We start from the raw sequence: 26299 nt of genomic DNA on the forward strand, positions 1-26299 counted from the left end.
AATAGGAACACTTTCTATAAAATGTTATAGTTTCGTTTTTAATATTTATTCGCAACAATCCAAATTACTTCTTGAACAAAGAGGGAACAGAAATGTATCCGCATGATAGGTATTGGCAGGCCAAAAAAGTAACTCTTATTGGTGCTTTTATTAATGCTTTGCTTGGTATTATCAAACTAATTGGCGGCTTTTTATATCACTCTCATGCCCTCATTGCGGATGGTATCCACTCAATTTCAGACTTGATTACAGATGTGATGGTTGTGTTTGCCTCAAAATACGGAAGTATTAGTGCAGACGATTCACATCCGTATGGCCACCAACGAATTGAAACAGCAGCCACTTTATTACTTTCTCTATTATTGATTTTGGCTGGCTGTGGCATTGCCTGGGACTCACTTGATGAATTGCTCAAATCAGAACACACCATACCAAACTGGCTATCCATTCCCATTGTGTGCTTATCAATAATCGCAAATGAAGTATTATTTCATTACACGCGTCATGTGGGTAAACGTATTAGTTCCCAATTAATAACTGCCAATGCATGGCACCATCGTTCGGATGCTGCTTCTTCCATAGTAGTACTCATCGGATTAATTGGTAGTTTAGCAGGGCTTGCTTATCTGGATGCCATTGCAGCGATCATAGTTAGTATTATGATTATCAAAATGGGATGGAATTATGGTTGGAACAGCGTCAAAGAATTGGTGGATACAGCAGTAGATGCCAAATTGTTATCCCAAATTGAACAAGTGATCCAAAGTATTGATGGAGTTCAACGAATTCATCAACTAAGAAGCCGTTTTATGGGCGGTGATGTGCTTATTGACGTTCATATTCTGGTTTCACCCAAAATATCGGTATCCGAAGGACATTATATTGCTCAACATGTTCATCACACCCTGGTAAAGCAAATTGATTGTGTCAAAGACGTTATCGTGCATGTTGACCCTGAGGATGATGAAATTTCATGTCCATCCTTACATTTACCAAGCAGAGCGGTTTTACTTGAAAAATTATTAAACGATATTCATAGTGATTTCCCACAAATTTTATTTTGGAATATTCATTATTTAAATGGAAAAATGAGCCTGGATATCTTTTGTTCAGAGGATTTTGATCACTGGAGAAAATTACATAATCGGGTTATTTCAGCCTTAAAATTACAAGCTGATATTGAAGAAATACGTTTGTTTAGTTTACATGAAGTGGTGCAACATAGTTGAGTTCTTTATTTTGTCGAAACAAGATGAGCCAGTAGATCCAATCCGGCATTTCAGGATAATATACGCATTTTAAAGTAGGAATACTTCATGTTGTCTGCAACCAGTTTAAAAATTATTTTTGCTGTTTCGATATTTATAGTTATTCTCATTGCAGGCTGGTACCCATTCAAAAAGCGCATTAAAGACGATAAACACATTGATTTCCCCATAGGCGAAACCTTGGCAACTGGTGTCTTTTTAGGAGCAGCACTTCTTCATATGTTGCCAGAATCGAATGCACTCTTTAAAACCATGGGTTATAACTATCCGTTCGCATTTATTATTACCGGAGCGGTATTTCTTATTTTTTTATGGTTTGAACATTTAGGGAAGGAATTATACCATCATCATAGTTCCGAGCATCCTGCTTTTGCTATACTCGCTTGGGCTATGCTTTCTATACATTCCCTTATGCTTGGTGCCGCTTTAGGTTTTACCCAATACAACTCCATGATCATTATGTTGTTTTTAGCGATCATTACTCATAAGTGGGCAGAAAGTTTTGCTATAGCAGTTCAGTTAAATAAAAGTTCAATGAGCACTAATAAAAGCATGGTGTTTTTTTTCCTGTTCAGTTTTATGACCCCTTTAGGTATCTACTTTGGTTGGTATTTTGGCCATGGCGTAGAAACTGATTCTTTATTTGATCCTGTCTTAATTGCAGCATCTGCAGGGACTTTTCTCTATTTGGGTACCCTGCACGGGCTTGAACGCTGTGTCATGGTAGAGCGTTGCTGTAATTTAATGGATTTCAGTTTTGTAATCATAGGCTTTTTACTAATGGCATCGGTGGCAATCTATGTTTAAATTTTTACAACAAAAACCGATTATTCTGGCTTCCTCCTCTACCATAAGATATAAACTGCTGAAATCATTAGGCCTGGATTTTTTGGTCATCCCTTCCCAGTGTAATGAAGAAGAAATCAAAACAGCTCATAATTCTGAAGAACTGATTGAATTAGGAATTACTCTGGCAAAAGTTAAAGCCTTAGATGTAAGTCTGCGTTATCCTGAGCATTATATCATTGCAGCAGATCAATTATGCATCGCCGGCAGCAAAGTATTTAACAAACCATTAAATCATCAAACAGCGATAGAACACTTACGGGAATTAAGTGGTAAGCAGCACCAACAAATAGCTTGCCTATGTATTGTTAAAGAGAGCAAAATACTTTGGCAACATCATGACATTGCAACATTAACACTACATCACTTAAGGGAAGAAACAATTGAAGCTTATTTACAAGCGGATAAACCTTACCATAGTTGTGGTGCTTATCAATATGAAGCTTTAGGTAAGTGGTTGTTTAAGGAAGTGCAAGGAAACGAGGATACCATTCTTGGTTTACCTCTGATGCCATTAGTTAATGCTCTTGTAAACCTTAATGCAGTATGTATTTAAATTAAATAATTGAAGAAGAAGATTAGGAACCACCATGCATATACAAAAAATTCAAGCGCGTGAAATATTGGATTCTCGAGGTAATCCCACTGTTGAAGCAGATGTTATTCTAAAAAACGGTATGACTGGAAGAGCCAGTGTTCCTTCTGGTGCCTCTACAGGAAGCAGAGAGGCTTGTGAACTCAGAGACAATGACCCTAAACGATACGCGGGGAAAGGCGTGCAAAAAGCGGTTGGACACGTGAATAATGAGATAAACCAAGCTTTACACGGGCAGTCTGTTGAAGATCAGGAAAATGTAGATCGTGTTTTATGCCAACTGGACAATACAGAAAATAAATCCTATCTTGGTGCTAATGCTATTTTGGCTACGTCGCTTGCTTGTGCCAGAGCACGATCTCTCTCTCTTAACCAACCATTATACATAGCACTTAATCAAAACGAGATGATGAGTATGCCTGTTCCGATGATGAATATTTTAAATGGTGGTGCTCATGCGGACAACAATGTGGATATTCAAGAATTTATGATCATGCCAATCGGCGCACATGATTTTCCAACAGCCTTGCAATGGGGGGCAGAAATTTTTCATGTACTGAAATCTGTCTTAAAAAAGCAAGGGCTAAATACAGCCGTTGGTGATGAAGGTGGCTTTGCACCTAATATTCAGTCAAATCGCCAGGCTTTGGATCTGCTTAGTGAAGCGATTGAAAAAGCCGGATTTCAATTAGGTGAAGAAATAGTTTTTGCCTTGGATGTCGCGGCTTCTGAGCTTTTTAACCAGGGCTTTTACCATATGGCTTCTGAGAATCAAAAATTTGATTCTCAACAACTCATAGAATATTACTCTAATCTTGTTTCCAGCTATCCAATAATCAGTATTGAAGATGGCCTGGATGAAAAAGATTGGTCTGGATGGAAGCAATTAACCATTTCTTTAGGGAATAAAATTCAACTCGTCGGAGATGACTTATTTGTAACCAATCCCAAAATTTTACAAGAAGGAATTGCTCAGGGAGTTGCCAATGCCATATTAATAAAAGTTAACCAAATAGGTACCTTGACTGAAACAAGACAGGCTGTCAGACTTGCTCACGAAAACGGATATCGTTGCATCATGTCGCATCGTTCAGGAGAAACAGAGGACACCTTTATCGCTGATCTTGCGGTTGCAACGGGCTGCGGTCAAATTAAAACAGGTTCCTTATGCCGTACCGATAGAACTGCTAAATATAATCAACTATTAAGGATAAATGAGGCCGCTTCCATACCTTATGCCGGGAAAAATATACTAAAACGCTAAACCAGGATTTGTCTATATTTTTATAGGTTGGTGCTTCACAAAGTGAAGCCCAACCATTTGTACATCAATGCAAGAGTTTCACAGTGCTCTTTAGAAAAAACTCTAAAAGTGAAGTTGTCACAGGATCAAAGAATCCAAGTTACCAGGTCTGTTGACATTTGGTTTTCGTGATCCTGCTAAAGTGGCTACGTGCCACGGTTTAATCTCAAATTTTGGCGGTGTCGTCCCGGAATTTAGCACGCCTTTGCTCGCCGGCGAGCTTAGGTGTGCTTAATGTCCGGGATCCATTTTGGAACTACTCCAATGCCCGAATGGATCCCGGACATGAAACGCTTCCAAGTTCGCAAGCTCACTAAGATGCGCTAAATTCCGGGACGACTCCACCAAAATTAGGGGGTAAATTATCCTGAACTCTGTGTAGTTAATTAATGTGGGGATACCTCAAGGTTTGTCCGCGATACGTTGTAGCTATAGAGTAATTGTCAACAAACCCTAATCTGGGAAAAACAATTTAAAAGCAGTTCGACAAAAAATTTAATACTATATACACCTCACAGATATTGCTCCTCGCTCTAATAAGATACTACAATATAAATAGATACACTCTTCAATAGAAAATTCTATGCGCCCCATATTCATTATCTTGATTATTGCTTTAGTTGTCTTACAACATAAGCTATGGCTTGGTGATGGGAATATTATCCAGTGGATTAAACTCGAAAAAAAACTGGAAGCTCATAAAAACGAGAATGATAAGTTAGCAGCCAGAAACAAAGCGTTGGATGCAGACATTAAAGAATTAAAAAGTGGTGATCAAGCCCTGGAAGAACAAGCCCGCTATGAATTAGGCATGATTAAAGACAAGGAAGTGTATTACCAATTTGTCGATTAATAATTAGCCTGATTGATACTTTTTTACGTGAGAAAAATAATGAGTTTATCAATTAAATTATCTTTCTGAATAAAAAATAACACATTCTTCTAATTTTTTTGATGAGACCTGGTGTATGGAACAACCAACCGACTTAAACGTCTTACATCTCAAATTCTTTAACTCGCTGCGTTGAGTGAAATGCGCAGAACCAGAGTGTATACACCAAGTACGCGAGGATTCGAGCATCGAATCAACGAAGCAATTCGTCACCGCAATAGAGTTTCCGAACAAGTCTAGTTTACGGGCATCTTGTTAATTTATTGTTGCCAATAATATATAATCGCTTTTTATTATTCTATACGGGGACTCAAAATGTCTTTTCTCAATATCGATGCTATTAAAAAATTATTAGAAGAAAAGAGACAATTAGTACACACTCAGTCTTCAGAACCTCATGATTATGCTAGCGTCAAGCAACGTGTGCTGCAATTGGAGTTAGAGCAAGAGATAGGGTATTTATCCGAGCTTCTTGAAAACCCGGACACATTCCAAACCCGGTTTAAAGAACGATGTGCTCAAAGAGAAAAAGATACAATCGATGCCATTGGCTTTAATCAAATATCGTCTACTGCAACCAATCAACTTTATTGGGAAATAGCGAGACTTGTTTTTAAACCCCAAAGCATGGCCGGCATGCTGGCCATCCTGGCGCCACATGTAAAAAAACAATTTCAAGTAACGCTTTCACAAGACATCCCAGTCACATTAAAAAAAGCGAAACTGGAAGGCATAGAGCCGATTTTGGATTTAAAGGAAAATACATCGAAATTAAAAAAAGAACCGCTTCTATCTGATCTATCTAATTATGTCATAAGCGGTAAGATGATTTTTGATGTTCGGCATATACAAAATTTCCCGCTACGCAGTCAGACCAAATTATATGACTACTTAAAGAAAGACTATCCCGAGCTTGGTGATGCCTTGTATGAACATAACCAGGCGCTAAGAACCTTAAAAGATGGCATCGCTCTTTTTAAGAATCAAGGGACGACCCCTAAGGAAGCCCTGGAACTGTTAATCAAAGGATTGACCTTGGGCGGGGAGAGGATGACAGGCAGTACTTATGCGAGCGAAACTGCTGAAGAAGCAATTAAAATGTTTTATTCTTTTATGGAAAGCCTGCCTTCCGGGGCACAAGACCATTTAAGAAACGCTCAAGGCAATCATGGCAGTTTAGGCAGCATCATCGATAATGAGCTAAAAAAAGGGGCTTGTGTTGAGACAGCAGCCATGCATTTACGCTCCGTCGTAGAGGCCAATCAAAACACACCTTTATTTAATCAACCCGCTCACATGACTAAAGAAAGCCTGAGGCAATTAGAAAAAAAATACAAACAAATTCCCCCTCTGCAAGAGGATACGGGCTACCGCAAGTTGCCTGAAGGACTCATAAAAAAAGCTATTCAAGGGATTGTGCCCAAGAATTCGTCTGAACTTATTAGTCTGATTATGAATTTCCCACCCGCCTTATATGGGGAATTATTAAACAATATCAATCTAACCAAACCCGATGAGACCTTAGCCGATGTGGCCGAGTTAATCAAACAAAAATGGCTGACAGCAGAACAAATTAATGCACTGGCCGCTGCGATCATCGGTTATTACAAGAAACTCAACCCCAAGGGCAATGTTTTGCGTTGGGCAGTGCTTACCAATAATGCCTTGTATATGACCAAAGCACTCGAATCCATACCTGAAAAGCAGAGATTGGGTGCCCTTCAGGCTAAAGATGATGATGGTAATACGGTATTGCATGATGCAGCAGCCAACCCGGAATCCCTCAAAACCATTCTTGAGATCTACCCTGAACAAGAGAGATTGAATGCGGTTAAGGTTCAAGATGTATTCGGTAAGACAGTGTTGCATAATGCAGCAAACAACCCGGAATCCCTTAAAGCCATTCTTGAACTTATTCCTGCACAAGATAGATTGGATACCGTTAAGGTTAAAAATAATGATGGTAATACGGTGTTGCATACTGCAGCAGACAACCCGGAATCCCTTAAAGCCATTTTTGAGCTTATTCCTGAACAAGATAAATTGGATGCCATTAAGGTGGAAAATATATATGGTAATACGGCGTTGCATTATGCAGCAGGCAAACCGAAGTCTCTTGAAACCATTCTTAAATATATTCCTGAACAAGATAGGTTGGATGCCGTTAAGATTAAAAATAATGATGGTAATATGGTGTTGCATACTGCAGCAGGCAACCCGGAATCTCTTAAAACTATTTTTGGGCTTATTCCTGCAAAAGATAGATTGGAGGCCGTTAAAGTTAAAAATAAATATGGTGCTACAATGTTGCATTGTGCAGCAAACCACCCGGAATCCATTAAAACCATTCTTGATCTCTACCCTGAACAAGATAGGTTGAATGCGGTTAAGACTCAAGATAAAGATGGTTATACGATGTTGCATTATGCAGTAAACAACCCGGAATCCCTTAAAACCATTCTTGCGCTTATTCCCGAGCAAGATAGATTGAATGCCGTTAAGGTTAAAAATGCACCTGGTAATAGGGTGTTGCATGATGCAACAAAAAACCTGGAATCCCTTAAAGCCATTTTTGAGCTTATTCCTGAACAAAATAGATTGAATGCCGTTAAGGTTAAAAATGAAGAGGGTAAGACGGTGTTGCATTATTTTGCAAACAGACCGGAATCCCTCAAAACCATTCTTGGGCTTATTCCTGAACAAGATAGATTGGATGCCCTTAAAATGGAGAATAATGATGGTAATACAGTGTTGCATAAAGCAGCTGGCAACCTGGAATCCCTAAAAACCATTCTTGAGCTTCTTCCTGTAAACAATAGGTTGAATGCCGTTAAGATGGAAAATAAATACGGTAATACGGTGTTGCATGAGGCAGCAGATAATCCAGAATCTCTTAAAACCATTCTTGGGCTCTACCGTGAACAAGATCGATTGAATGCGGTTAAAGTGCAAAATCAATATGGTATTACAGTGTTGCATTATGCAGCAAGAAACCCGGAGTCCCTTAAAACCATTCTTGAGCTCTACCCTGAAAAAAATAGATTGAATGCGGTTAAGACTCAAGATAAAGATGGTGATATGGTGTTGCATTATACAGCAAGAAAACCGGAGTCCCTTAAAACCATTCTTGAGCTCTACCCTGAACAAGATCGATTGAATGTGGTTAAAGTTAAAAGTAAATATGGTAATACGGTGTTGCATGAGGCAGCAGATAAACCGGAACCCCTTAAAGCCATTCTTGAGCTTATTCCTGCAAAAGACAGATTGGATGCGGTTAGAGTTAAAAATATACTGGGGAACACGGTGCTGCATTATGCAGCAAACAACCCGGAATCCCTTAAAGCCATTCTTGAGCTTATTCCTGAACAAGATAAATTGGATGCCGTTAAGGTTAAAACTATACTGGAAAATACGGTGTGGCATAATACAGCAAAGCCTGAATCCTTTAAAATCATTCTTGAGCTTATTTCTGAACAAGTCATATTGGCTGCGGTTAAGGTGCAAACGATACTGGGTTATACGATGTTGCATAATGCAACAGGCAACCCGAAATCCCTTAAAACCATTCTTGAGCTTATTCCTGAACAAGAGAGATTGGATGTGGTAAAAGCGCAAACCATACTGGGCTATACGGTGTTGCATAATGCAGCAAACCATCCGGAATCCCTTAAAACCATTCTAGGGCTTATTCCTAAACAAGATAGATTGGCCGCAGTCAAGGTTAAAACTTTACTGGGTTATACAATGTTGGATTATGCAACAGACAACCCGGAATCTATTAAAGTCATCTATCAATTTATTCCTGCACTAGGTTTGAATGCAGTTAAAAATAAAAAACCGAATGCTATTAATAATCACAGCTTTTTTGCAAACGCAAATTCACAAAAAAAGGATGAGGAAGAACTTAAGAATAATTTCAATCACTACGACGCATTTTAAATATGTCAATAGTCATAATCAGGTATCCTGGATCTCAATGAGAAGGGATAACTGCCTCGCTTGTTAGCCCATGTCCGTCCTTCTCCTTCGGTAACAGGTAATTTGAGGTAATTACAAGTCCAATTTATGTTCAGATTGTTGATTTATTGTCAACTATAATGTATGATCGCTTTTTTATTATTCTAACTGGGACTCAAAATGTCTTTTCTCAATATCGATGCTATTAAAAAATTATTAGAAGAGAAGAGGCAATTAATACACACCCAGTCTTCAGATCCCCATGATTATGCCAGTGTGAAGCAGCGTGTGCTGCAATTGGAGTTAAAGCAAGAGATAGCGTATTTATCAGAGTTTCTTGAAAACCCCGACACATTCACAACCCGGTTTAAAGAACGATGTGCTCAAAGAGAAAAGGATACCGTCGATGCCATTGGCTTTAGCCAAATATCGTCTACTGCAACCAATCAACTTTATTGGGAAATAGCAGAACTTGTTTTTAAACCCCAAAGCATGGCCGACATGCTGGCTATCCTGGCGCCGCGTGTAAAAAAACAATTTCAAGTATCGCTTTCACAAGACATCTCAGTCACATTAAAAAAAGCGAAACTGGAAGGCATAGAGCCGATTTTGGATTTAAAGGAAAATACATCGAAATTAAAAAAAGAACCGCTTCTATCTGATCTATCTAATTATGTTATAAGCGGTGAGATGATTTTTGATGTTCGGGATATACAAAATTTCCCGCTACGCAGTCAGGTCAAATTATACGACTACTTAAAGAAAGATTATCCCGGGCTTACCGATGCATTATATGAACATAACCAGGCGCTAAGAACCTTAAAAGATGGCATCGCTCTTTTTAAGAATCAAGGGACGACCCCTAAGGAAGCCGTGGAGCTGTTAATCAAAGGATTGACCTTGGGCGGGGAGAGGATGACAGGCAGTACTTATGCGAGCGAAACTGCTGAAGAAGCAATTAAAATGTTTTATTCTTTTATGGAAAGCCTGCCTTCCGGGGTACAAGACCTTTTAAGAAACGCTCAAGGCAATCATGGCAGTTTAGGCAGAATCATCGATAATGAGCTAAAAAAAGGGACTTGTGTTGAGACAGCAGCCATGCATTTACGCTCCGTCGTAGAGGCCAATCAAAACACGGCTCTATTTAATCAACCCGCTCTCATGACTAAAGAAAGCCTGAGGCAATTGGAAAAAAAATACAAACAAATTCCCCCTCTGCAAGAGGATACTGGCTACCGTAAATTGCCCGAAGGACTCATTAAAAAAGCCATTCAAGGCATTACGCCCAAAAACTCGTCTGAATTGATAGGGCTGATTATGAATTTCCCACCCACCTTATACGGGGAATTATTAAACAATATCTATCTCACGGAACCCGATAATGCGTTAGCCGATTTGGCCGAGTTAATCAAACAAAAATGGTTAACGGCTGAGCAAGTGAATGCGCTGGCTTCCGCAGTCATCAGTTATTACAAGAAACTCAACCCTAATGGCAATGTTTTGTTTTGGGCAGTGCTTACCAATAATGCCTTGTATATGACCAAAGCACTCGAATCCATACCTGAAAAGCAGAGATTGGGTGCCGTTCAGGCTAAAGATAAATATGGCAATACCATGTTGCATACTGTAGCAAGAAACCCGGAATCCCTTAAAACCATTCTTGAGCTTATTCCCAAACAAGATAGATTGGAGGCAGTTAAGTTTCAAGATAAATATGGTGATACTGTGTTGCATTTTGCAGCAAAGCACCCGGAATCTCTTAAAACCATTCTTGGGTTTATTCCTGCACAAGATAGATTGGATGCCGTTAAAGTTAAAGGTTATAACTATGGTACGGTGTTGCATTTTGCAGCACACAACCCGGAATCTCTAAAAACCATTCTCGGGCTCTACCCTGAACAAGATAGATTGGATGCGATTAAGGTTAAAGATGCACATGGTGATACTGTGTTGTATTATGCATTAGATAAACTGGAATCACTTAAAATCATTCTTGATCTCTATCCCGCACAAGATAGATTGGACGCGATTAAGCTTCAGTATATGGTATTGCATAAGGTAGCAGGTGACCCAAAATCCCTTAAAACCATTCTTGAACTCTACCCTGAACAAGATAGATTGAATGCGGTTAAGGTTAAAGATCATCTTGGTATGACTGTGCTGCATGCTGCAGCAGGCAGTATGGGATCTATAAAAACCATTCTTGAGCTCTACCCTGAACAAGATAGATTGGATGCCGTTAAGATTAAAGATAATTATGGTTATACGGTTTTGGATTATGCAGTAGGTAAACCGGAATCCCTTAAAGTCATTCTTGAGCTTATTCCTGAACAAGATAGATTGGATGCAATTAAGATGGTGTTGGATAATGCAACAGACAAGCCGGAATCTCTTAAAGCCATTCTTGAGCTTCTTCCTGCAAAAGATAGATTGGAGGCGGTTAGAGTTAAAAATATACTGGGTAATATGGTGTTGCATAAAGCAGCAAGAAACCCGGAATCCCTTAAAACCATTTTTGAGCTTATTCCTGAACAAGATAGATTGAATGCCGTTAAGGTTCAAAATAAATACGGTAATACGATTTTGCATGATGCAACAGACAACCAGGAATCCCTTAAAACCATTCTTGGGCTTATTCCTGAAAGAAATAGATTGGATGCTGTTAAGGTTCAAGATTATTCTGGTAATACGGTGTTACATAAGGCAGCAGATAACCCGGAATCTCTTAAAGCCATCCTTGAGCTTCTTCCTGAACAAGATAAATTAGATGCAGTTAAGGTAGAAAATATATATGGTTATACGGTGTTACATAAAGCAGCAAAACACCCGAAATACCTTAAAGCCATTCTTGAGCTTATTCCTGAACAAGATAGATTGGCTGCTGTTAAGGTTAAAACCATACTGGGTTATACGGTGTTGAATTATGCAGAAGGCAATCCGGAATCTCTTAAAATCATTCATGAGTTTATTCCCGCATTAGGTAGCTTGAATACAGTTAAAAATAAAAAATCGCAGCCTAATAATTACAACTTTTTTGCAAACACAGATTTACAAGAACAGGGAGACAAGGAAGAGTATGAAGATAAGACAGAACTTAAAAATTAACTATTCGGCATAGTTCACCGAAAAGCCAGGATTTTGAAATTGTAGTGAATAGATACTGGGCTTTTGTCTCATTTTTAGCGAATTTGCAGACAAGATCTCAGAAGAAAGGGTTAAATGGCTACTCTATTATGCAGCAATTAAATCCAAATATTGCGGCGGTTGTTTCTCCCAAAGACTTAATACAAATCCTCCACCTCCTGATCCGGTAGGTTTAACAGCGATGGCTCCATCATCAAACAAATGATTCATATGCTGTTGTAAACTTTCACTAACTAATCCCCATTGTAAAAAACAATCGGCTGCTTTATTGATTGCCTTTGCCAAGCGCTCTAAAGCATTACTCTCCCCTTCCTCCAGTGCAGTTTTTGCTTCTTGGACAGCCTCCACCATTTGCAGATCTATTTGATGGGCAAGCACCGAATTTTTATCCCATAAATTTTGCACTTGTTGTATACAATGAGAGGTAATACCAATTTGGTTGCATGAAGATAAATACCAATAAGGGTTAATGGTTTGTTTTAAAGGCGTATAAAATCCGGATTTAAAATACACTCCGGTATCAGATGCCACTCCTGCTATATCCAGACCACTACTTTTACCATGAAACAGATGCTCTAATTGTTTGGCAAACTCGCTACATTGACTATCCTCTATCATTTCCTGTGAGCAATACCACCGACTCATGGCAACACAAAGCGCTGCGGAAGCACCCATACCGACTCCAACAGGAATATTGGTTTCCAAGTGAAAATGCCCGCCCAGTTCATTCAACGAACGTCCCAACAAGTGCATACCGCGTTCTAATACACTCCAAAACAATAAATGCATGTCAGAACCGTTATGGCCTGCAAATTCCGCACTCAAGGAAGATGAAGAAGAATTATAATTTAAAGTTAGTTGTCTTTCCTTAATAGGGAATACTAAAGCCTCATGACCTCTTACAACAGCATGCTCACCAGCTAAAATCCATTTACCATAAGTAGTGGTTTCAAAATCATAAAACATCATAATTCCCTACCAGGTAATCTGACTTGAATCGGCGTGCAAGATCTTCTTGATCAGATCGATAAAGTAGATGAACATTAGGGCCTGCATCCATAGTAACAACAGGACCATCCCCTTTTTCATTCCAAAATCTCTCAATAACATTCAGTATGCTCAAAGTATTACTTGTAATATAGGAAAATGGTTTTTCACACGTTTTAAATAATTGATGCATATCCAGAAATTCTCTCCAACAAATTTGATAAATGCTGGCCCAATCTTGAGATTCAAAAGCACTAAGTAATAATTTTAAATTTTCTTCTGCCCTTTGACTTCGCTTTTCATAAAGAGGGCTTGTTTTAACTAATTTATGTGCCTCTCTGGAAGGTATTTCTTTCTCCTGACCGCTTATTACTATGACCTGGTGTAATAAGCCCTTATATGGTAAATCGATGGCTGAAACTTTATCTCCTTTCCATAACGCCCATGGAGTATAGAAAGAACGGCAGGAGGAACCGGAGCCTAATCGACTTAATTGTGCTTGCTCATCAATAGATGGTAAAGGTTTCTGGGTTAGTTCGCTTAAAGCAATCGATGCGCATTTTGTTAAAGCAGCAAAACTGGATGCTGAACTTGCCAAACCACTACTATGCGGAAAGTTATTACTGGATTGAATTAAAAAACCACCAATATAACCAAAGTACTCTTTTAATCTGACTAAATGGTCAATAAATCGCTTTTGCGCATCGACTGACAGAGTAAATTCAGCAGCTCCTGGAATACTCAGAGGTTCCCAAATATCCTTTTTAGCAGGTAGCTTTTCCAGCTTCACAGAACTTAATAAATTATTTAACGTGAAGGATAAGGAAGAATTATCAGGCAGATTTGAATCCTCATCCTTTTTACCCATATATTTGATCAAAGCAATATTAGCTGGTGCTTGAGCAAACCAATGCATAGTTATTCTCCTTGAGATCAATGACCAGGTGCATCATTCCATAAAATCTTATGTAATTGTAGCTGAAAACGAACTGGTAATTTATCCTGTATTATCCAATTTGCAAGATCTGTAGGATTCAGTTGATTCCAACTCGGAGAAAACAAGAGTTGTACTCGTTGGGCTAATTGATATTCTTTCAATATGCTGCATGCCCATTCATAATCATTTCGACTACATAATACAAATTTAATCTGATCAGTAGGTTTTAAAAAATCCAAATTAGATAGTAAATTTTTATCGGCTTCCCTGGAGTCTGGTGTTTTCAGATCCATTACGATCATAACCCGTTGGTCTACTTGGGCGATATCCCTGGCACCACTTGTCTCTAAAGATACAAAGTAACCTAAATTGCAAAGTTTGCTTAATAAAGAAATGCAGCCAGGCTGAGCAAGTGGTTCGCCTCCCGTAACACATACATGTTGGCATTGATAGGAAGCAACCTTATTTAAAATATTATCTATTTCGGTGATTTCACCGCCTGAAAAAGCATAGGCTGTATCACAATATTGGCAGCGTAATGGACAACCTGTGAGGCGTACGAATACAGTAGGTAAACCTACTGTTACTGATTCTCCTTGTAATGAATGAAATATCTCCGTAATTCTTACTTCTTCATCAAACCGTTTCATAAAGCATTTATTGCTTCTAATTTAGAGCTGGCTAATTGCGCTGTTGGTGTATCAGGATATGTTTTAACTACTTGTTGAAAACGTTTCCTGGCTTCTTGTTTATCTCCTTTTTCAGCATAGGCATACCCTGATTTCAACAGGCTGGCGGCAGCTTTACTGGAAGAAGGATATTGCTGTATAACTACTTCAAAATGTTCTATGGCCTTTGGATAGTCTTTTTTGACAAGGTACAATTCCCCTAACCAATATTCTGCATTGGCTGTGTATCCTCCTTTGGGATATTTTTGTACAAAAATTTGCATAGACTTAATCGCTTCATCATAGTGTTTATTTTTAACTAATTCATAAGCGGCCAGGTAGCTAATTTGTTCATCAGCTGGATTAGCCCGTGAAACAGCAACAACAGCTTGAGGTTTACTATTAGACTGCCCCACTTTAATTTGAGGAGAAGTGGCATTTAATGCTGCCGGGGGATTAGAGCCTAATGAAATATCAGTTGCAGGTTTATCACTTTGAATAGATTTTGCTGACGAATTAGATAATCGAGAATCCAGATCCTTGTAGAAAGCAACTTGTTGTTGCTGTAATAATTTTAAATCGTGCGCCTGTACTTCAAGCTGACCGCGTAACTCTTGTATCTCCTTTTGGAGCTCCTGAATTTTATCAATTAACTTGGCATTGTCACGTATATTGTTTTGATCTCCCTTAACGAGTGCAGGCTCATCGTATGGCTGAGAAGTGTCCGTTGAATAATTGTCTTGAAGGCCATCCACCTCGGCATTCTCAATTTGAGGTTCATCATATTTAGGATTGACAAGAGGAGCTTCAAACTCCTCTTGTCTATCAATCATTGCAAAATTTTCACTATCATCTACTACTGGTGCTTCCGCGCCTACACTGAAGGGAAACATCAATACAAAACATGCGGTGATAATGGATTTTTTGCAATTAATCATCTTGTTGCCTCATAAATAAATTCTACGCGTCGATTTTGTGCATGAGACGCTTCATCATGTCCATAATTAGCAGGGCGTTCTTTACCATAGCTAACTACACGAATTTGTTGTCTGCTAACACCAGCCATACGCAGAATATCAGCTACAGTATTCGCACGTCGCTCACCCAAGGCTACGTTATATTCACGACTTCCACGTTCATCGGTATGTCCAGCTATCATTACTCTAGCACCCGGATGAGTCTTCAGATATTCAGCTTGAGCATTGACTGAAGGCAAATATTTTGATGCTAGTGTACTATCATCATATGAAAACAAATATAATTGATTATGAGGGGCCTGAGTTGTGTAAGACTCCCCTGGTTCTTGTCCAGCAAAACGAGTCATTTGACCTAAACCTTGAGCAGTAGCATCACCATCACCTACCGCGGCACCATCAGCACTACCTGGTGTTTTGGAACAAGCAGCAACTAATACAATGCTTGCTATAAGCAGTCCCAATTTATAAAACGATCCGGCTTTCATTCCTCAATCTCCTTAAAATCTTTTTATTATTTTAGAAATCACACATGATAATCATGGAGTGCCATTGTACAATTCTTTTTATTTCTTGGCTATTCCTAATCACGTTTTATATGCGATATAACAAAGTCTGTTACTGTTGCTGTAAATTGAAAAGCAGCTTGGTTTGCTGCAATAACTCCACCATAGGGAGTATCTTGTGAGCATGGTATTTGTAAGCTAATAATTCGTGAGGCCATAATCTGGTTATCATCAATATGGGTTAATACTATTTTTGCTGAAAACTCAAGGACACTGGGTTTTTTGATAAAGTTTTGTTTCAGACTTAATAATTGGGTATCCAATCGATAATCCGCTTCTTCACTATATGCACTTGATGTTACTGCATAAAAATAGCCAGAACGTTGCAGGCTTTGTACTAATAAAGGAAAAAGCATATCAGCAGGAGGTGACGCCCATGCATTTTTTACAAAAGGCTCCAGTTTAAAAGGTTTTTTCATGTAAAGCATTTCTTCTGTTTGGTACCCGGCCACGGCTTCAGGTACTGTAACCTGTATTGTAATGGATCCAGGCTTCTTAACAAATTGCTTGGTACTGTATGCTGTTAATTGATATTCATTAGTAACTGGGACTTTAACAGGTGAACAACTCATAAGTGTTAATATTCCTACTATAAAACAAACACTATTGAGAACTCTCATAATTTTATTCCCCTGGCCCAGGTTTAGGCGCTTTCGTGCCTCGAACAATCACTGAAGGATTTTGCCTCATGTCATTACTAACCTTTTCAAGGTTTGCTGAAATGGCATTCAATCGTCGCAATAAGATCACTGCTGGAGGTATGGCTTGTTGTGAGATTTGATCGATGGTATTTTTTCCCGCAATCATCGTCTTGGAAACATTCTTACCCGCAGCGCTCATATTGTCCGCTAAAGATTCAAATTTTGAAATACCTTTTTTTAAATCTTTCATAACCTGAGGAAATTGTTTACTTACTTTAGCCATCTTAGCCAAAAACACATCCAGATTTTCTAATGAATTGTCAATTGATTGACCATTATCAGCGACTATTTTTGTAATTCGCTCTATATTAGCTAATGATTTTTTTACATTGTTAGCATTTTCTTCATTAAAAATAAGTTGGGCTTTTTCACTCACTGCACCAACATTTTCAGCGACTTCTTTTAAAACAGCATCCAATTGATTCAAAAGAGATGGTTTGGAAGGGATGACTGGATAGGGTTCACCTGGCATTTTTCGTAAAGGGGTTAAGTCCGATGACCCGGCAGATAATCCGACATAAGTGACTCCAGTGATACCTTGCGTAATTAAGGTCGCTGAAGTACTTGTAGTTATTGGTGTACTCTTCTCGATATTTAATAATAACTCGACTTGTCTCGGATCATTTTTATTCAGTTTGATTTCCTTTACATAACCAACCTGCACACCATTATATTTAACAGGCGATTCCGGACTGAGTCCCGAAACGGATTCCTTAAGATACACTGTATAAGAAGTATACTCTTTCTGATTAAATCCAACAGAAAGCCACAAACCTGCAGACAATAGGCCAGCTGTTAGAATAAGCACAACGAGACCTACTATGGTATAGTTGGTTTTTGATTCCAAGTAAATTGTCCCCTCTGTTATAGCATTCTTACAACTTGCTAAAATATTCAGCAATACGCGGGTTTTTATTTTTCATTAATTCTTTAATGGGTTCAACACTAAGGATTTTCCCATCGCCTATAAAAGCAACACGATCAGTGGTTCTTTTCAATGATTCTATATCATGACTAACCATGACTATTGTCAAATTTAATGCATCTCTTAAAAAAACCACCAATTCATCAAAAAGTCTGGCTCCTCTGGGATCCAAACCTGTTGTCGGTTCATCCAGAAAGAGTAATTCCGGGTCCATCGCTATTGCTCTTGCTGCAGCCGCTCTTCGCTGCATTCCACCACTTAACTCAGAGGGATACTTCACAGCAGCTTCTTTAGGCAAACCAACCAAGGTTACTTTTAAAAGAGCGAGCTCTTGCATAAAATCATCATCTAAATTAGTGAATTCCCGCATTGGAAACATCACATTCTCCAGAACACTCATAGCCGAAAACAAAGCGCTATGCTGAAATAGCATCCCCCACCGTCGTCTAAGTCTAAAAGCTTGCTCTGGATCAAGATTATAAATATCTTCACCGAATACTTTAATACTACCAGCTGAAGGTTTCAATAACATCAACAAACTACGTAATATAGTTGTTTTACCACTTCCGGAGCCTCCAATAATAGCCAGAATTTCTCCTCTTTCTACAGTGAGATTAACATCAGTGTGCACCCATTGACCGCCAAGACAATTTTTCATCCCTTTGATTTCAATGACTGGCTCACTCATTTACAAACCCATCCAACTATAGGCTACAGAGAAAATCGCGTCAGCGATAATAATTAAAAACAATGCTTGTACAACACTTTTAGTTGTTTGACTTCCTATGCTGTCGGCACTAGCCGCTACCTTAAATCCCTGGAAGCATCCCACTAAAGCAATTAATATTGAAAATGCAGGAGCCTTATATAAACCCAGCATCAGTTGGGTCAGTCCAACAGAGTCCCTCAAACGAGTTAAAAAATCCTCGAAACCAATGCTTAACATATTTTTGGACATTAACATGGCCCCTAAAATACTAAAAACATCCGACCAAAAAATTAATAAGGGAAATACTATCAATAAACCCAGTACTTTCGGTAAAACTAATAATTCAGTTGGAGAAAGCCCCATAGTTAATATGGCATCAACTTCTTCATTGATTTTCATACTGCCAATTTGGGCAGTAAATGATGAACTGGTTCGCCCCGCAACAATAATAGCTGTGATTAAAGGGCCAAATTCCCGAAAGATAGCCATACCAGATAAATAAGCAATAAAAATATTGGCACCATAAGTTTCTAGTTGCAAGCCCATTTGATACGCTAAAACCACTCCTATTAAAAAAGAGAGCAGACCAATTATTGGCAAGGCTTTTAACCCTGCGGAATCAATAACAGATACAATGCTGGGCAGATGAAACCGTCTCCAAAAGGTAAAAGCTTCAAATATTCTTGTGCTTAAGTCCCCAATCAAAATAATCAGACCATCAACCTGATGCAGTTTATTTTCTGATTCTTTTCCAATTTGATAAAGAACACCTTCTTTTGCAACAACGGGTAATTGATAAGAAAGAATCTCTTGTTTTGACTCAATCAATTCCAGCATTTGTTTCTGATTATCCGAAAAATTGATCAACTCAACTTGATTCTTTCTTTTTTTTAATTCATCAATGCATTTCTTTAAAGCCAAAGCTCCAGCACTATCAAAAGCACTGATTTTTTCGCCATTTATGGTTATTTGTTGAGAATCGGGCAATTGACTGTCACTAAATTTTTTAGGCAATCCATCAAGGGACAAAACAGACCAGGAACCAGAACACTGGAATGATGTATCCTTTTTCTCGAAAATAATTTGTGCGTCAGTCTGTTCCATAGTTATTATTTTTATTTAATTTTCTTAGAATAATACAAAATACCATAAGACCGCAAAAACTTGTGATTCATGTTATCATAATAATATAAACAGTGCTCTTTTATAGCTAGGTTATCTTCATGAATGAAAAGTTAATTGAAATCCAATCTAACCTCATAAAACAGGCAGAAGAAGAGCTAACCCAATCCAACCAACTTTTGGAATCTCTACAACAAGAAAAAGAATTGTTAGAAGAATTTCCCTTGGATGAATTGGATTCACTTAAATCGCTTGTTCTGGTATTGCAATATAGACTAGATACACAAAGTGTTTTAGGTCAGCTAGGTAAGTTACAACAATATCTGCTTCAATTATTAGGAGTCGAAGCCAAGCATTCTTTCGAATTCAATATAGAACGCTTGGCATACGCTTTGGGGACAGAAGAATTAAAACAAATTTTAGCGATGCTTAATCATTTGGTTGATTCATTATTACGAGTCATTGCTCAAAAACAACTTAAAGACTCCCTGGACAGAAAGAAATCTCTTCAACATGTGAAACAATTCAGACCACTAGATACCCTGGTTAATGTCATGAATAAACAAAAAGTATTTTTGGCAAAACTCGATGAATTAAAGCTAGTCCTTGAAAACATTGGAGGAGCTCCTCAACCAGGAATAATTTATGATCACATTGCCGCTTTACAAGGCCCCATATCTCGTTTTTATCAAGCGTTGCAACATGGATTGGCGCTAAGTCACTCTCTTTATCAACAACTCCAGAAAAAGAATCAATTAAATTATCAATTACCTGATACCCTGCTTAAACCTGAACATATTATTCGCGATATGGAATATCATCTTGAGCCACAACGATTATTCAAAGCATCAATGGAGCGCAATAAGATTGAAAGTCTTGAAGAACGGGCCGCTGCTAAAAGACTTGGACATTTTTTCAATCATTAAATCCAATAATACGTTTGAAATCCCAATCTTTTTTATATTTATTTCCAAGGATAATTTGTTCATAATTTAATCAAAAAAAACTTCTCGTGGTCTATACTTAAATAGAACATGCTTTAAGGAGTAAAAAATGGAAAGTTTTATCTTTAAAGGGACCTCTTTACTGAAACTGACAATTGCTTTTACCCTTCTGATCCTGGCTTTAATTTTGGTCACTCCTGCAAATGCAAAAGCAGTCAGCAGAGACATCAATCCAGTAATTAATAAAGCCAACCCAACTCAATTGGCTTACTGGGTACGTTATAGATATTGGGGCCCTCGTTATTATTACAGACCCTATTATTATCGTTGGGGTTATAGACCATATTATTACAGACCATATTACCGCCCATATTACTATTATCGCTGGTAATGATAATGTCTGGTTGTAGTATACGCAGCTTACATACTGTGATATCGCTAAGCAAGCATTATAACAGCCTTTGATGATGGGCTTGAAACCAATGTAGCTCGGCATAAGAGTATAGAATAATGTTCTTGTGTCGAGTTCTCGTTGTAATAACTGCTTCGAAACAAATATTAATTAAAAATGCATTTTTCTTTTTCTCTTGTTTTCCTTCAGTTATACAGATATAAAACGGCAACATGAATAGATTTATCTCAATTAGACCCAATAGTCTATTCAATGATTTTATGCTAACATTGTCCCTATTTTTCAAAAGTAAATTCAGGCATGCAAAACGAATACAGTCAATTTGAACAACGTAAGCGCGATCATATCGAACTAGCCTTAATGCCAGCAAATCAATCCAGTGAATTAAATCCCTTTGATCATTTTTCTTTGATTCATGAAGCATTGCCTGATCTTAATTTTAAAGATATTTCGATACAAAGCAGCCGATTTAAAAAATCAGTTGAAAAACCATTCATTATCAGTTCAATGACTGCAGGCCATGCTAATGCTTCACAGATCAATCATCGACTAATGGAAGCCTGCTCACAGACAAAATGGGCTATGGGCGTCGGCTCACAGCGAAGAGAGTTAATAGACAAACAAGCCGCATTTGAATGGGAACCACTGCGCCGCGATTTCCCAATAGTGAGTTTATTCAGCAATTTAGGCATTGCTCAGCTAATTGATACACCAATTTCCGAAATTCAGCGCTTAATTGATGTGTTGCATGCCGAGGCATTAATTATACATTGCAATCCATTACAAGAATGCATTCAACCTGAAGGAACAACTGATTTTCAAGGATGTTGGACAGCTTTGGAAAAATTAGTCCAATGTATACCATCTCCAATTATCGTAAAAGAAACAGGTTGCGGCTTTTCAAAAAACACTTTAATCCGATTGAATAATATAGGGGTTGCTGCTGTTGATGTCAGTGGTGTGGGTGGAACACATTGGGGACGTATTGAAGGACACAGGGCAGTCAATGATCTAATCAGATATAGGACAGCAGAGACCTTCCGTAATTGGGGAATTGATACTTTGCAAAGTATTTGTAATGCTGTCAACATTAACCCTTCTTTCGAAATTTGGGGTTCAGGTGGTGTAAGAAATGGTCTGGATGCTGCAAAACTCTTTGCATTAGGTGCCACCACTGTTGGCTTTGCCAAACCTATGCTTGAAGCCGCTTTGGATTCTACAGAGCAAATATTTAACAAAATGAATACAATTGAATACGAATTAAAAACTGCTATGTTCTGTACAGGCAGCCTAAGTCTTGGTGATTTAAAGGAGAAGGCATGTCCATAGCTGCTAATGCCGGTGAATTATTTCGCGGATTCTCAAAATTAACACGTGAAGAACGCTTTCAGAGATTACTTACTTTAGGCGCCCTGACTCATGAGGACATTGCGTTTCTAAAACAAGGCGGTATTAAAGACTTGAATCTCGCTGATAAGTTAATTGAAAATGTCATTGGATATTTTCAACTTCCTTTGGGTGTGGCTACTAATTTCAATATTGACGGACGTGATTATGTTATACCCTTGGCAGTAGAGGAAACTTCCATTATTGCGGCCCTCTCCAAATCAGCAAAATGGATCAGACAACATGGTGAAATCAAGACTTGGGTTCATGGAGAATGTATTCTTGGACAAATTCAGCTGGCAAAAGTGAAAGATTTTCAAAACTTTTCTAATCTTTTCAATGAAAATCGTCAATATCTTATAGAAATAGCCAATAAGGATGTTGCTGCCAATATGGTCAAACGAGGTGGCGGTGTCACTGATTTGCAAGTACGTCGTTTAAACAGAGAAGATGGGAAAGATATGGCGGTGATTCATCTGACGATGAACAGCTGTGATGCCATGGGTGCGAACATCATCAATCAAGTACTTGAATATTTAAAACCTCCTATAGAGCAGATAACTGGTGAAGAAGTCACCATGTGTATTTTATCTAACTTAAACGATCAAAAATTAACAACTGCTCAAGTCGTCATACGTAATATTGATCCGGTACTTGGTCAGAAATTGCAAGAAGCCTCGCTCTTCGCGGAAATTGACCCCTATCGAGCGGCTACGCACAATAAAGGAGTTATGAACGGAATCGACCCTGTTTTAATTGCCACTGGTAATGACTGGAGGGCTGTAGAAGCCGGAATACACGCCTACGCGGCACGTTCAGGACAATATAAAGCAATTACTCGTTGGCGTTATCAACACGAAGTGCTTACAGGAGAGTTAACTGCTCCTATTATAGTGGGTACCGTTGGAGGAGTAACTTCTCTTCACCCAGCTGCAAAAATGTGTTTAAGAATGATGGACATCACCTCAGCCAATCAACTTTCTCAAGTGATTGCCGCGGTGGGGCTTGTTCAAAACCTTGGGGCACTGAAAGCTCTATGCACTGATGGTATTATTCAAGGTCATATGAAATTACATATTGATAATTTGCTATTAGTCGCAGGCGCCAATGAAAATGAAATGCCTGTACTCAAGGAAAAATTGCAAGAATGGCTTAATTTAAACAAACGAGTCAGCTTGAACAATGCTTTTGACTTATTAGCAGAAATCCGACAAGCGCCTGTTGCAGTATGAAATGGCAAATTCCCGCTAAAACATTTTTACTAGGAGAATATGCTGCAATCGCAGGCGCCCCGGCAATCGTCTTAACGACTACGCCCTGTTTTACTCTTACAATAACAGAAAATCCAAAATTAGAAGGAATCCATCCAGAATCACCGGCCGGATTATGGTGGCAAAAAAATCAATGTCATACACTTGGTCTATCCTGGCATGATCCATATCAAGGTCGAGGTGGGCTGGGAGCATCCAGCGCACAATTTTTGGCTTGTTATTTAGCGACCTGCTCATTACAAGAGATCAAACCCCAATTAAATCATATGCTCGAAGCCTATTATCAATCATCCTGGTCAGGTTCCGGTTTAAAACCCAGTGGTTATGATGTCATTGCTCAATCGCAGCAAGGTTGCGTTTACATAAACAAACAAAAAAACCATGTTGAATCCCTCTCTTGGCCATTCAAAGACCTGTCTTTCCTGATAACTCATACCGGTTCCAAACTGGCAACTCACCATCATCTTAAAGAAGCCACCCTACCCTCTCAAATAGACCAACTGGCTTCTCTGGTTGACAATGCGAGAGCGGCTTTTGATTCTGTTAATAGCCATGAATTAATCCAAAGTATTAATCAGTATCATCAAAAGCTTACTGACTTAAATTTGGTAAGCCGGCATAGCATGACCCTCATTCAATCTATAAAATTATATCCGGAAGTTTTAGCAATAAAAGGCTGCGGAGCCTTAGGGGCTGATACTTTGTTAATTCTTGCTGCCACAAAAGACATGCCATCACTTAAAGATAAAATTCACAGTCAGAATTGGTTAATTTTAGCTACTGAGAACAATCTGACTATTGATAACAAAATTTTCTTGCCTGAAAATGGTATATAAATGGAACAACTTGTTTGTTTTAAAAAATAATCAATAAAAATACTTGAAATTCTGCTCTAATCGGGTATGATTTCAGCCTCTTTAGGGCCGTTAGCTCAGGTGGTAGAGCAGGAGGCTTTTAACCTCTGTGTCATAGGTTCGAATCCTATACGGCCCACCAGTTTTAATAAACTGATACCATCCGTTTATTGTATTGTATAAATTGTACCCTTAAAGGGCCGTTAGCTCAGGTGGTAGAGCAGGAGGCTTTTAACCTCTGTGTCATAGGTTCGAATCCTATACGGCCCACCATTCTGGTCTCCTTCCTGATGTAATAGACTAGAAATGAAATTTCAATAAATCCCCTTTGCGCTCGTAGCTCAGCTGGATAGAGTACTTGGCTTCGAACCAAGGTGTCGGGGGTTCGAGTCCCTCCGAGCGCGCCATATCCCACAAGGGTTTTACAAATTTCGGGCTCTTTCCCAATTACGGGAGCACTCCCCATTTAACAGCACAACACCCTAACACGGGTTCTATAATTTTCAAAGTTACGAAAGCCATAAGCTCTTCGTTGTATAAGTTTCATTTTACGATGAAAGCCTGGCTCTTTCCCATTTAAGGGGGCAGCTTTAATCACCCGCAGAGCACCTTAACACGCACTCTATAATTTTCAAAATTTCTAAAACCATAAGCTCTTCGCTGAATGAGTTTCATTTTGCGATGAAAGCCTTCTGTTATTCCGTTGGATTTACTAAACCGCCACATTCTGGCAACCTCATCTTTCCAAGCTCCCAGTGTCTTACCCAATGAAGCCAAGGCTTTAAAAGCACTTTGCTTTAATTCAGTAAGCATGTCTAAGAACGTAGGTATTACTTTACGACATGCCTTTTGGGTTAAAGCTCTTTTCATTAAAAGAGAATGAAGTTGTTATTGGAATTGATAGATTGCATCGATAGTCGGATTTTGAGTTAAAAAGGCGTCTCTTTTAGCCTTCTTTTCTTCACTCAGGTTATCAGACCTTGTTCTCAATAAGGCTAAGATACCTCTATTGCTTTTTATTTCACTGGAGAGTTCTCGGTAAGTCATCATACATTGATGTTGAATTAAACGGATTACATGGAATCTATCGGCAACTATCATTGCATTAGGAAAGTATTTTTTTACAATAGACCGATAAGTACTGCTTAAGTCCATACAGATGACTTTAACTCGTTCTTTTCCAGGCAGCTGTTGCAGATAGTCTTTTAAATCCCCTTCACTTCGACCACGAACTACATCAAAGACTTTATGCTTTCTCAGGTCACATAACGTAGTAGCAAAACCCTCTTTCTTACTAAAGAAATGTTCATCAATACCAAGCACTACAGGACAGGGTTTATTAATTAACTCCCTATGCTGCTCTTCATAGTGACGTTGATACCAACGTTCTATGGTCGCTTTGCCTTTCTTATAGCGGTCTGATAAGTCTTTTTGAGAAACTCCTCGGCTATGCTCATGAAACACCGCCGCCTGCACTCGCCAAGTAGCACGTTGATGTTTATTAATACCGGGGAATTGTTGATTACCATAACGACTACACGCATAACAATACAACTTATACGCTTTAAACCTTAATATACTTCGACGATGTCCAATTAACTCATGATGAACTCTTCGAATATATGAAGCTTTCTTCCGTACTTTCTTACTTTGACAGTGACTACAACGCACTAATCGGTTGTATCTTACATCTAATAATAACGGTTGATATCCGCTCACTTTTACTATGGAAAATCCAGGTAAATTTAGGATAAGATTGTACTTCGGCACTTTAATCTCCTTTTTGATCGCAAAATCAAGGACTTAGTCTAGACTAATTTGATTAAAGTGCCCCCTTA

22 protein-coding genes, 3 tRNA genes and 1 pseudogene are annotated in these 26299 nt (G+C 38.6%); 15 read left to right on the top strand and 11 right to left on the bottom strand.

Annotated features, from left to right (window positions below; translation table 11 throughout):
* Nucleotides 1-92 precede the first annotated feature (92 nt).
* The 7 genes from ACZ5EK_RS10645 to ACZ5EK_RS10675 all read left to right on the top strand — a co-directional run bounded on the left by ACZ5EK_RS10645 (nt 93) and on the right by ACZ5EK_RS10675 (nt 11966).
* Complete coding sequence (locus ACZ5EK_RS10645; RefSeq protein ID WP_464429525.1) at nt 93-1229, top strand: cation diffusion facilitator family transporter; 1137 nt, start codon at nt 93-95, stop codon at nt 1227-1229.
* Nucleotides 1230-1316: 87 nt separating this feature from the next.
* On the top strand, nt 1317-2075 hold the full coding sequence (locus ACZ5EK_RS10650) for a ZIP family metal transporter (protein ID WP_464429526.1): 759 nt from the start codon (nt 1317-1319) through the stop codon (nt 2073-2075).
* A complete protein-coding gene (locus ACZ5EK_RS10655; RefSeq protein ID WP_464429528.1) occupies nt 2068-2670 on the top strand; it encodes a Maf family protein in 603 nt (200 codons plus the stop codon). The genes ACZ5EK_RS10650 and ACZ5EK_RS10655 overlap by 8 nt, the downstream gene beginning before the upstream one ends.
* 34 nt (nt 2671-2704) lie before the next feature.
* Entirely contained in the window at nt 2705-3973 is a 1269-nt protein-coding gene (gene eno / locus ACZ5EK_RS10660; protein ID WP_464429529.1) for a phosphopyruvate hydratase, read from the top strand.
* Nucleotides 3974-4595: 622 nt separating this feature from the next.
* A complete protein-coding gene (ftsB, locus tag ACZ5EK_RS10665; protein WP_464429530.1) occupies nt 4596-4865 on the top strand; it encodes a cell division protein FtsB in 270 nt (89 codons plus the stop codon).
* Between the two features lie 354 nt (nt 4866-5219).
* Nucleotides 5220-8843, top strand: coding sequence for an ankyrin repeat domain-containing protein (locus ACZ5EK_RS10670; protein WP_464429531.1), 3624 nt, complete (start codon nt 5220-5222; stop codon nt 8841-8843).
* A gap of 198 nt (nt 8844-9041) precedes the next feature.
* Nucleotides 9042-11966 (top strand): hypothetical protein, encoded by a 2925-nt coding sequence (locus tag ACZ5EK_RS10675; protein ID WP_464429532.1) that lies wholly within the window; start codon nt 9042-9044, stop codon nt 11964-11966.
* Nucleotides 11967-12092: 126 nt separating this feature from the next.
* Here the strand turns inward: ACZ5EK_RS10675 and ACZ5EK_RS10680 are convergent, their stop codons facing one another.
* From ACZ5EK_RS10680 to ACZ5EK_RS10720, 9 genes are all read right to left on the bottom strand, one after another.
* Nucleotides 12093-12971: a mevalonate kinase family protein gene (locus ACZ5EK_RS10680; protein WP_464432491.1), complete on the bottom strand. Its 879-nt coding sequence runs from the start codon at nt 12969-12971 to the stop codon at nt 12093-12095.
* Nucleotides 12961-13908 (bottom strand): diphosphomevalonate decarboxylase, encoded by a 948-nt coding sequence (locus tag ACZ5EK_RS10685; protein ID WP_464429533.1) that lies wholly within the window; start codon nt 13906-13908, stop codon nt 12961-12963. Before ACZ5EK_RS10685 ends, ACZ5EK_RS10680 begins: the two co-directional genes overlap by 11 nt.
* A gap of 17 nt (nt 13909-13925) precedes the next feature.
* The gene (queE, locus tag ACZ5EK_RS10690; protein WP_464429534.1) at nt 13926-14579 is read right to left on the bottom strand and encodes a 7-carboxy-7-deazaguanine synthase QueE; all 654 of its coding nucleotides are present in this window, start codon (nt 14577-14579) and stop codon (nt 13926-13928) included.
* Entirely contained in the window at nt 14576-15535 is a 960-nt protein-coding gene (gene ybgF, locus ACZ5EK_RS10695; protein ID WP_464429535.1) for a tol-pal system protein YbgF, read from the bottom strand. The genes queE and ybgF overlap by 4 nt, the downstream gene beginning before the upstream one ends.
* A complete protein-coding gene (pal, locus tag ACZ5EK_RS10700) occupies nt 15532-16059 on the bottom strand; it encodes a peptidoglycan-associated lipoprotein Pal (protein ID WP_464429536.1) in 528 nt (175 codons plus the stop codon). The genes ybgF and pal overlap by 4 nt, the downstream gene beginning before the upstream one ends.
* A 95-nt stretch (nt 16060-16154) precedes the next feature.
* Nucleotides 16155-16757: an ABC-type transport auxiliary lipoprotein family protein gene (locus ACZ5EK_RS10705; protein ID WP_464429537.1), complete on the bottom strand. Its 603-nt coding sequence runs from the start codon at nt 16755-16757 to the stop codon at nt 16155-16157.
* Nucleotides 16758-16761: 4 nt separating this feature from the next.
* Nucleotides 16762-17685 (bottom strand): MlaD family protein, encoded by a 924-nt coding sequence (locus tag ACZ5EK_RS10710; protein WP_464429538.1) that lies wholly within the window; start codon nt 17683-17685, stop codon nt 16762-16764.
* A gap of 28 nt (nt 17686-17713) precedes the next feature.
* Nucleotides 17714-18451: an ABC transporter ATP-binding protein gene (locus ACZ5EK_RS10715; RefSeq protein WP_464429539.1), complete on the bottom strand. Its 738-nt coding sequence runs from the start codon at nt 18449-18451 to the stop codon at nt 17714-17716.
* Nucleotides 18452-19576 carry an MlaE family ABC transporter permease gene (locus tag ACZ5EK_RS10720; RefSeq protein WP_464429540.1) on the bottom strand — a complete coding sequence of 375 codons (1125 nt, stop codon included), beginning with the start codon at nt 19574-19576 and terminating at the stop codon, nt 18452-18454.
* A gap of 119 nt (nt 19577-19695) precedes the next feature.
* On the opposite strand from ACZ5EK_RS10720, the gene ACZ5EK_RS10725 reads away from it, so the two are divergent.
* The 8 genes from ACZ5EK_RS10725 (at nt 19696) to ACZ5EK_RS10760 (ending at nt 24868) form a co-directional block, all read left to right on the top strand.
* Nucleotides 19696-20520, top strand: a complete 825-nt coding sequence (locus ACZ5EK_RS10725) for a hypothetical protein (protein ID WP_464429541.1) — start codon at nt 19696-19698, stop codon at nt 20518-20520.
* Between the two features lie 127 nt (nt 20521-20647).
* Complete coding sequence (locus ACZ5EK_RS10730; protein ID WP_464424389.1) at nt 20648-20929, top strand: hypothetical protein; 282 nt, start codon at nt 20648-20650, stop codon at nt 20927-20929.
* Between the two features lie 321 nt (nt 20930-21250).
* Nucleotides 21251-22279 carry a type 2 isopentenyl-diphosphate Delta-isomerase gene (gene fni / locus ACZ5EK_RS10735; protein WP_464429542.1) on the top strand — a complete coding sequence of 343 codons (1029 nt, stop codon included), beginning with the start codon at nt 21251-21253 and terminating at the stop codon, nt 22277-22279.
* Nucleotides 22270-23568, top strand: a complete 1299-nt coding sequence (locus ACZ5EK_RS10740) for a hydroxymethylglutaryl-CoA reductase, degradative (protein WP_464429543.1) — start codon at nt 22270-22272, stop codon at nt 23566-23568. The genes fni and ACZ5EK_RS10740 overlap by 10 nt, the downstream gene beginning before the upstream one ends.
* Nucleotides 23565-24443: a mevalonate kinase family protein gene (locus ACZ5EK_RS10745; protein ID WP_464429545.1), complete on the top strand. Its 879-nt coding sequence runs from the start codon at nt 23565-23567 to the stop codon at nt 24441-24443. Before ACZ5EK_RS10740 ends, ACZ5EK_RS10745 begins: the two co-directional genes overlap by 4 nt.
* A gap of 84 nt (nt 24444-24527) precedes the next feature.
* Nucleotides 24528-24603, top strand: a tRNA-Lys gene (locus ACZ5EK_RS10750).
* A gap of 55 nt (nt 24604-24658) precedes the next feature.
* Nucleotides 24659-24734 (top strand) — tRNA-Lys (locus tag ACZ5EK_RS10755).
* A 57-nt stretch (nt 24735-24791) separates the two neighbouring features.
* A tRNA-Arg gene (locus ACZ5EK_RS10760) sits at nt 24792-24868 on the top strand.
* A gap of 59 nt (nt 24869-24927) precedes the next feature.
* Here the strand turns inward: ACZ5EK_RS10760 and ACZ5EK_RS10765 are convergent.
* Together ACZ5EK_RS10765 and ACZ5EK_RS10770 are read right to left on the bottom strand one after the other, a co-directional pair.
* On the bottom strand, nt 24928-25059 hold the full coding sequence (locus tag ACZ5EK_RS10765) for a transposase (protein WP_464429546.1): 132 nt from the start codon (nt 25057-25059) through the stop codon (nt 24928-24930).
* Nucleotides 25056-26231: pseudogene (locus tag ACZ5EK_RS10770) on the bottom strand (ISL3 family transposase). Before ACZ5EK_RS10770 ends, ACZ5EK_RS10765 begins: the two are co-directional and overlap by 4 nt.
* Between the last annotated feature and the right edge of the window lie 68 nt (nt 26232-26299).

The sequence above is a fragment of the Legionella sp. JM-2024 genome, assembly GCF_055389095.1.

Coding starts and splice junctions, on each gene's coding strand:
- ACZ5EK_RS10645 (WP_464429525.1), top strand. CDS start 93: ATGTATCCGCATGATAGGTATTGGCAGGCCAAAAAAGTAACTCTTATT.
- ACZ5EK_RS10650 (WP_464429526.1), top strand. CDS start 1,317: ATGTTGTCTGCAACCAGTTTAAAAATTATTTTTGCTGTTTCGATATTT.
- ACZ5EK_RS10655 (WP_464429528.1), top strand. CDS start 2,068: ATGTTTAAATTTTTACAACAAAAACCGATTATTCTGGCTTCCTCCTCT.
- eno (WP_464429529.1), top strand. CDS start 2,705: ATGCATATACAAAAAATTCAAGCGCGTGAAATATTGGATTCTCGAGGT.
- ftsB (WP_464429530.1), top strand. CDS start 4,596: ATGCGCCCCATATTCATTATCTTGATTATTGCTTTAGTTGTCTTACAA.
- ACZ5EK_RS10670 (WP_464429531.1), top strand. CDS start 5,220: ATGTCTTTTCTCAATATCGATGCTATTAAAAAATTATTAGAAGAAAAG.
- ACZ5EK_RS10675 (WP_464429532.1), top strand. CDS start 9,042: ATGTCTTTTCTCAATATCGATGCTATTAAAAAATTATTAGAAGAGAAG.
- ACZ5EK_RS10680 (WP_464432491.1), bottom strand. CDS start 12,971: ATGTTTTATGATTTTGAAACCACTACTTATGGTAAATGGATTTTAGCT.
- ACZ5EK_RS10685 (WP_464429533.1), bottom strand. CDS start 13,908: ATGCATTGGTTTGCTCAAGCACCAGCTAATATTGCTTTGATCAAATAT.
- queE (WP_464429534.1), bottom strand. CDS start 14,579: ATGAAACGGTTTGATGAAGAAGTAAGAATTACGGAGATATTTCATTCA.
- ybgF (WP_464429535.1), bottom strand. CDS start 15,535: ATGATTAATTGCAAAAAATCCATTATCACCGCATGTTTTGTATTGATG.
- pal (WP_464429536.1), bottom strand. CDS start 16,059: ATGAAAGCCGGATCGTTTTATAAATTGGGACTGCTTATAGCAAGCATT.
- ACZ5EK_RS10705 (WP_464429537.1), bottom strand. CDS start 16,757: ATGAGAGTTCTCAATAGTGTTTGTTTTATAGTAGGAATATTAACACTT.
- ACZ5EK_RS10715 (WP_464429539.1), bottom strand. CDS start 18,451: ATGAGTGAGCCAGTCATTGAAATCAAAGGGATGAAAAATTGTCTTGGC.
- ACZ5EK_RS10720 (WP_464429540.1), bottom strand. CDS start 19,576: ATGGAACAGACTGACGCACAAATTATTTTCGAGAAAAAGGATACATCA.
- ACZ5EK_RS10725 (WP_464429541.1), top strand. CDS start 19,696: ATGAATGAAAAGTTAATTGAAATCCAATCTAACCTCATAAAACAGGCA.
- ACZ5EK_RS10730 (WP_464424389.1), top strand. CDS start 20,648: ATGGAAAGTTTTATCTTTAAAGGGACCTCTTTACTGAAACTGACAATT.
- fni (WP_464429542.1), top strand. CDS start 21,251: ATGCAAAACGAATACAGTCAATTTGAACAACGTAAGCGCGATCATATC.
- ACZ5EK_RS10740 (WP_464429543.1), top strand. CDS start 22,270: ATGTCCATAGCTGCTAATGCCGGTGAATTATTTCGCGGATTCTCAAAA.
- ACZ5EK_RS10745 (WP_464429545.1), top strand. CDS start 23,565: ATGAAATGGCAAATTCCCGCTAAAACATTTTTACTAGGAGAATATGCT.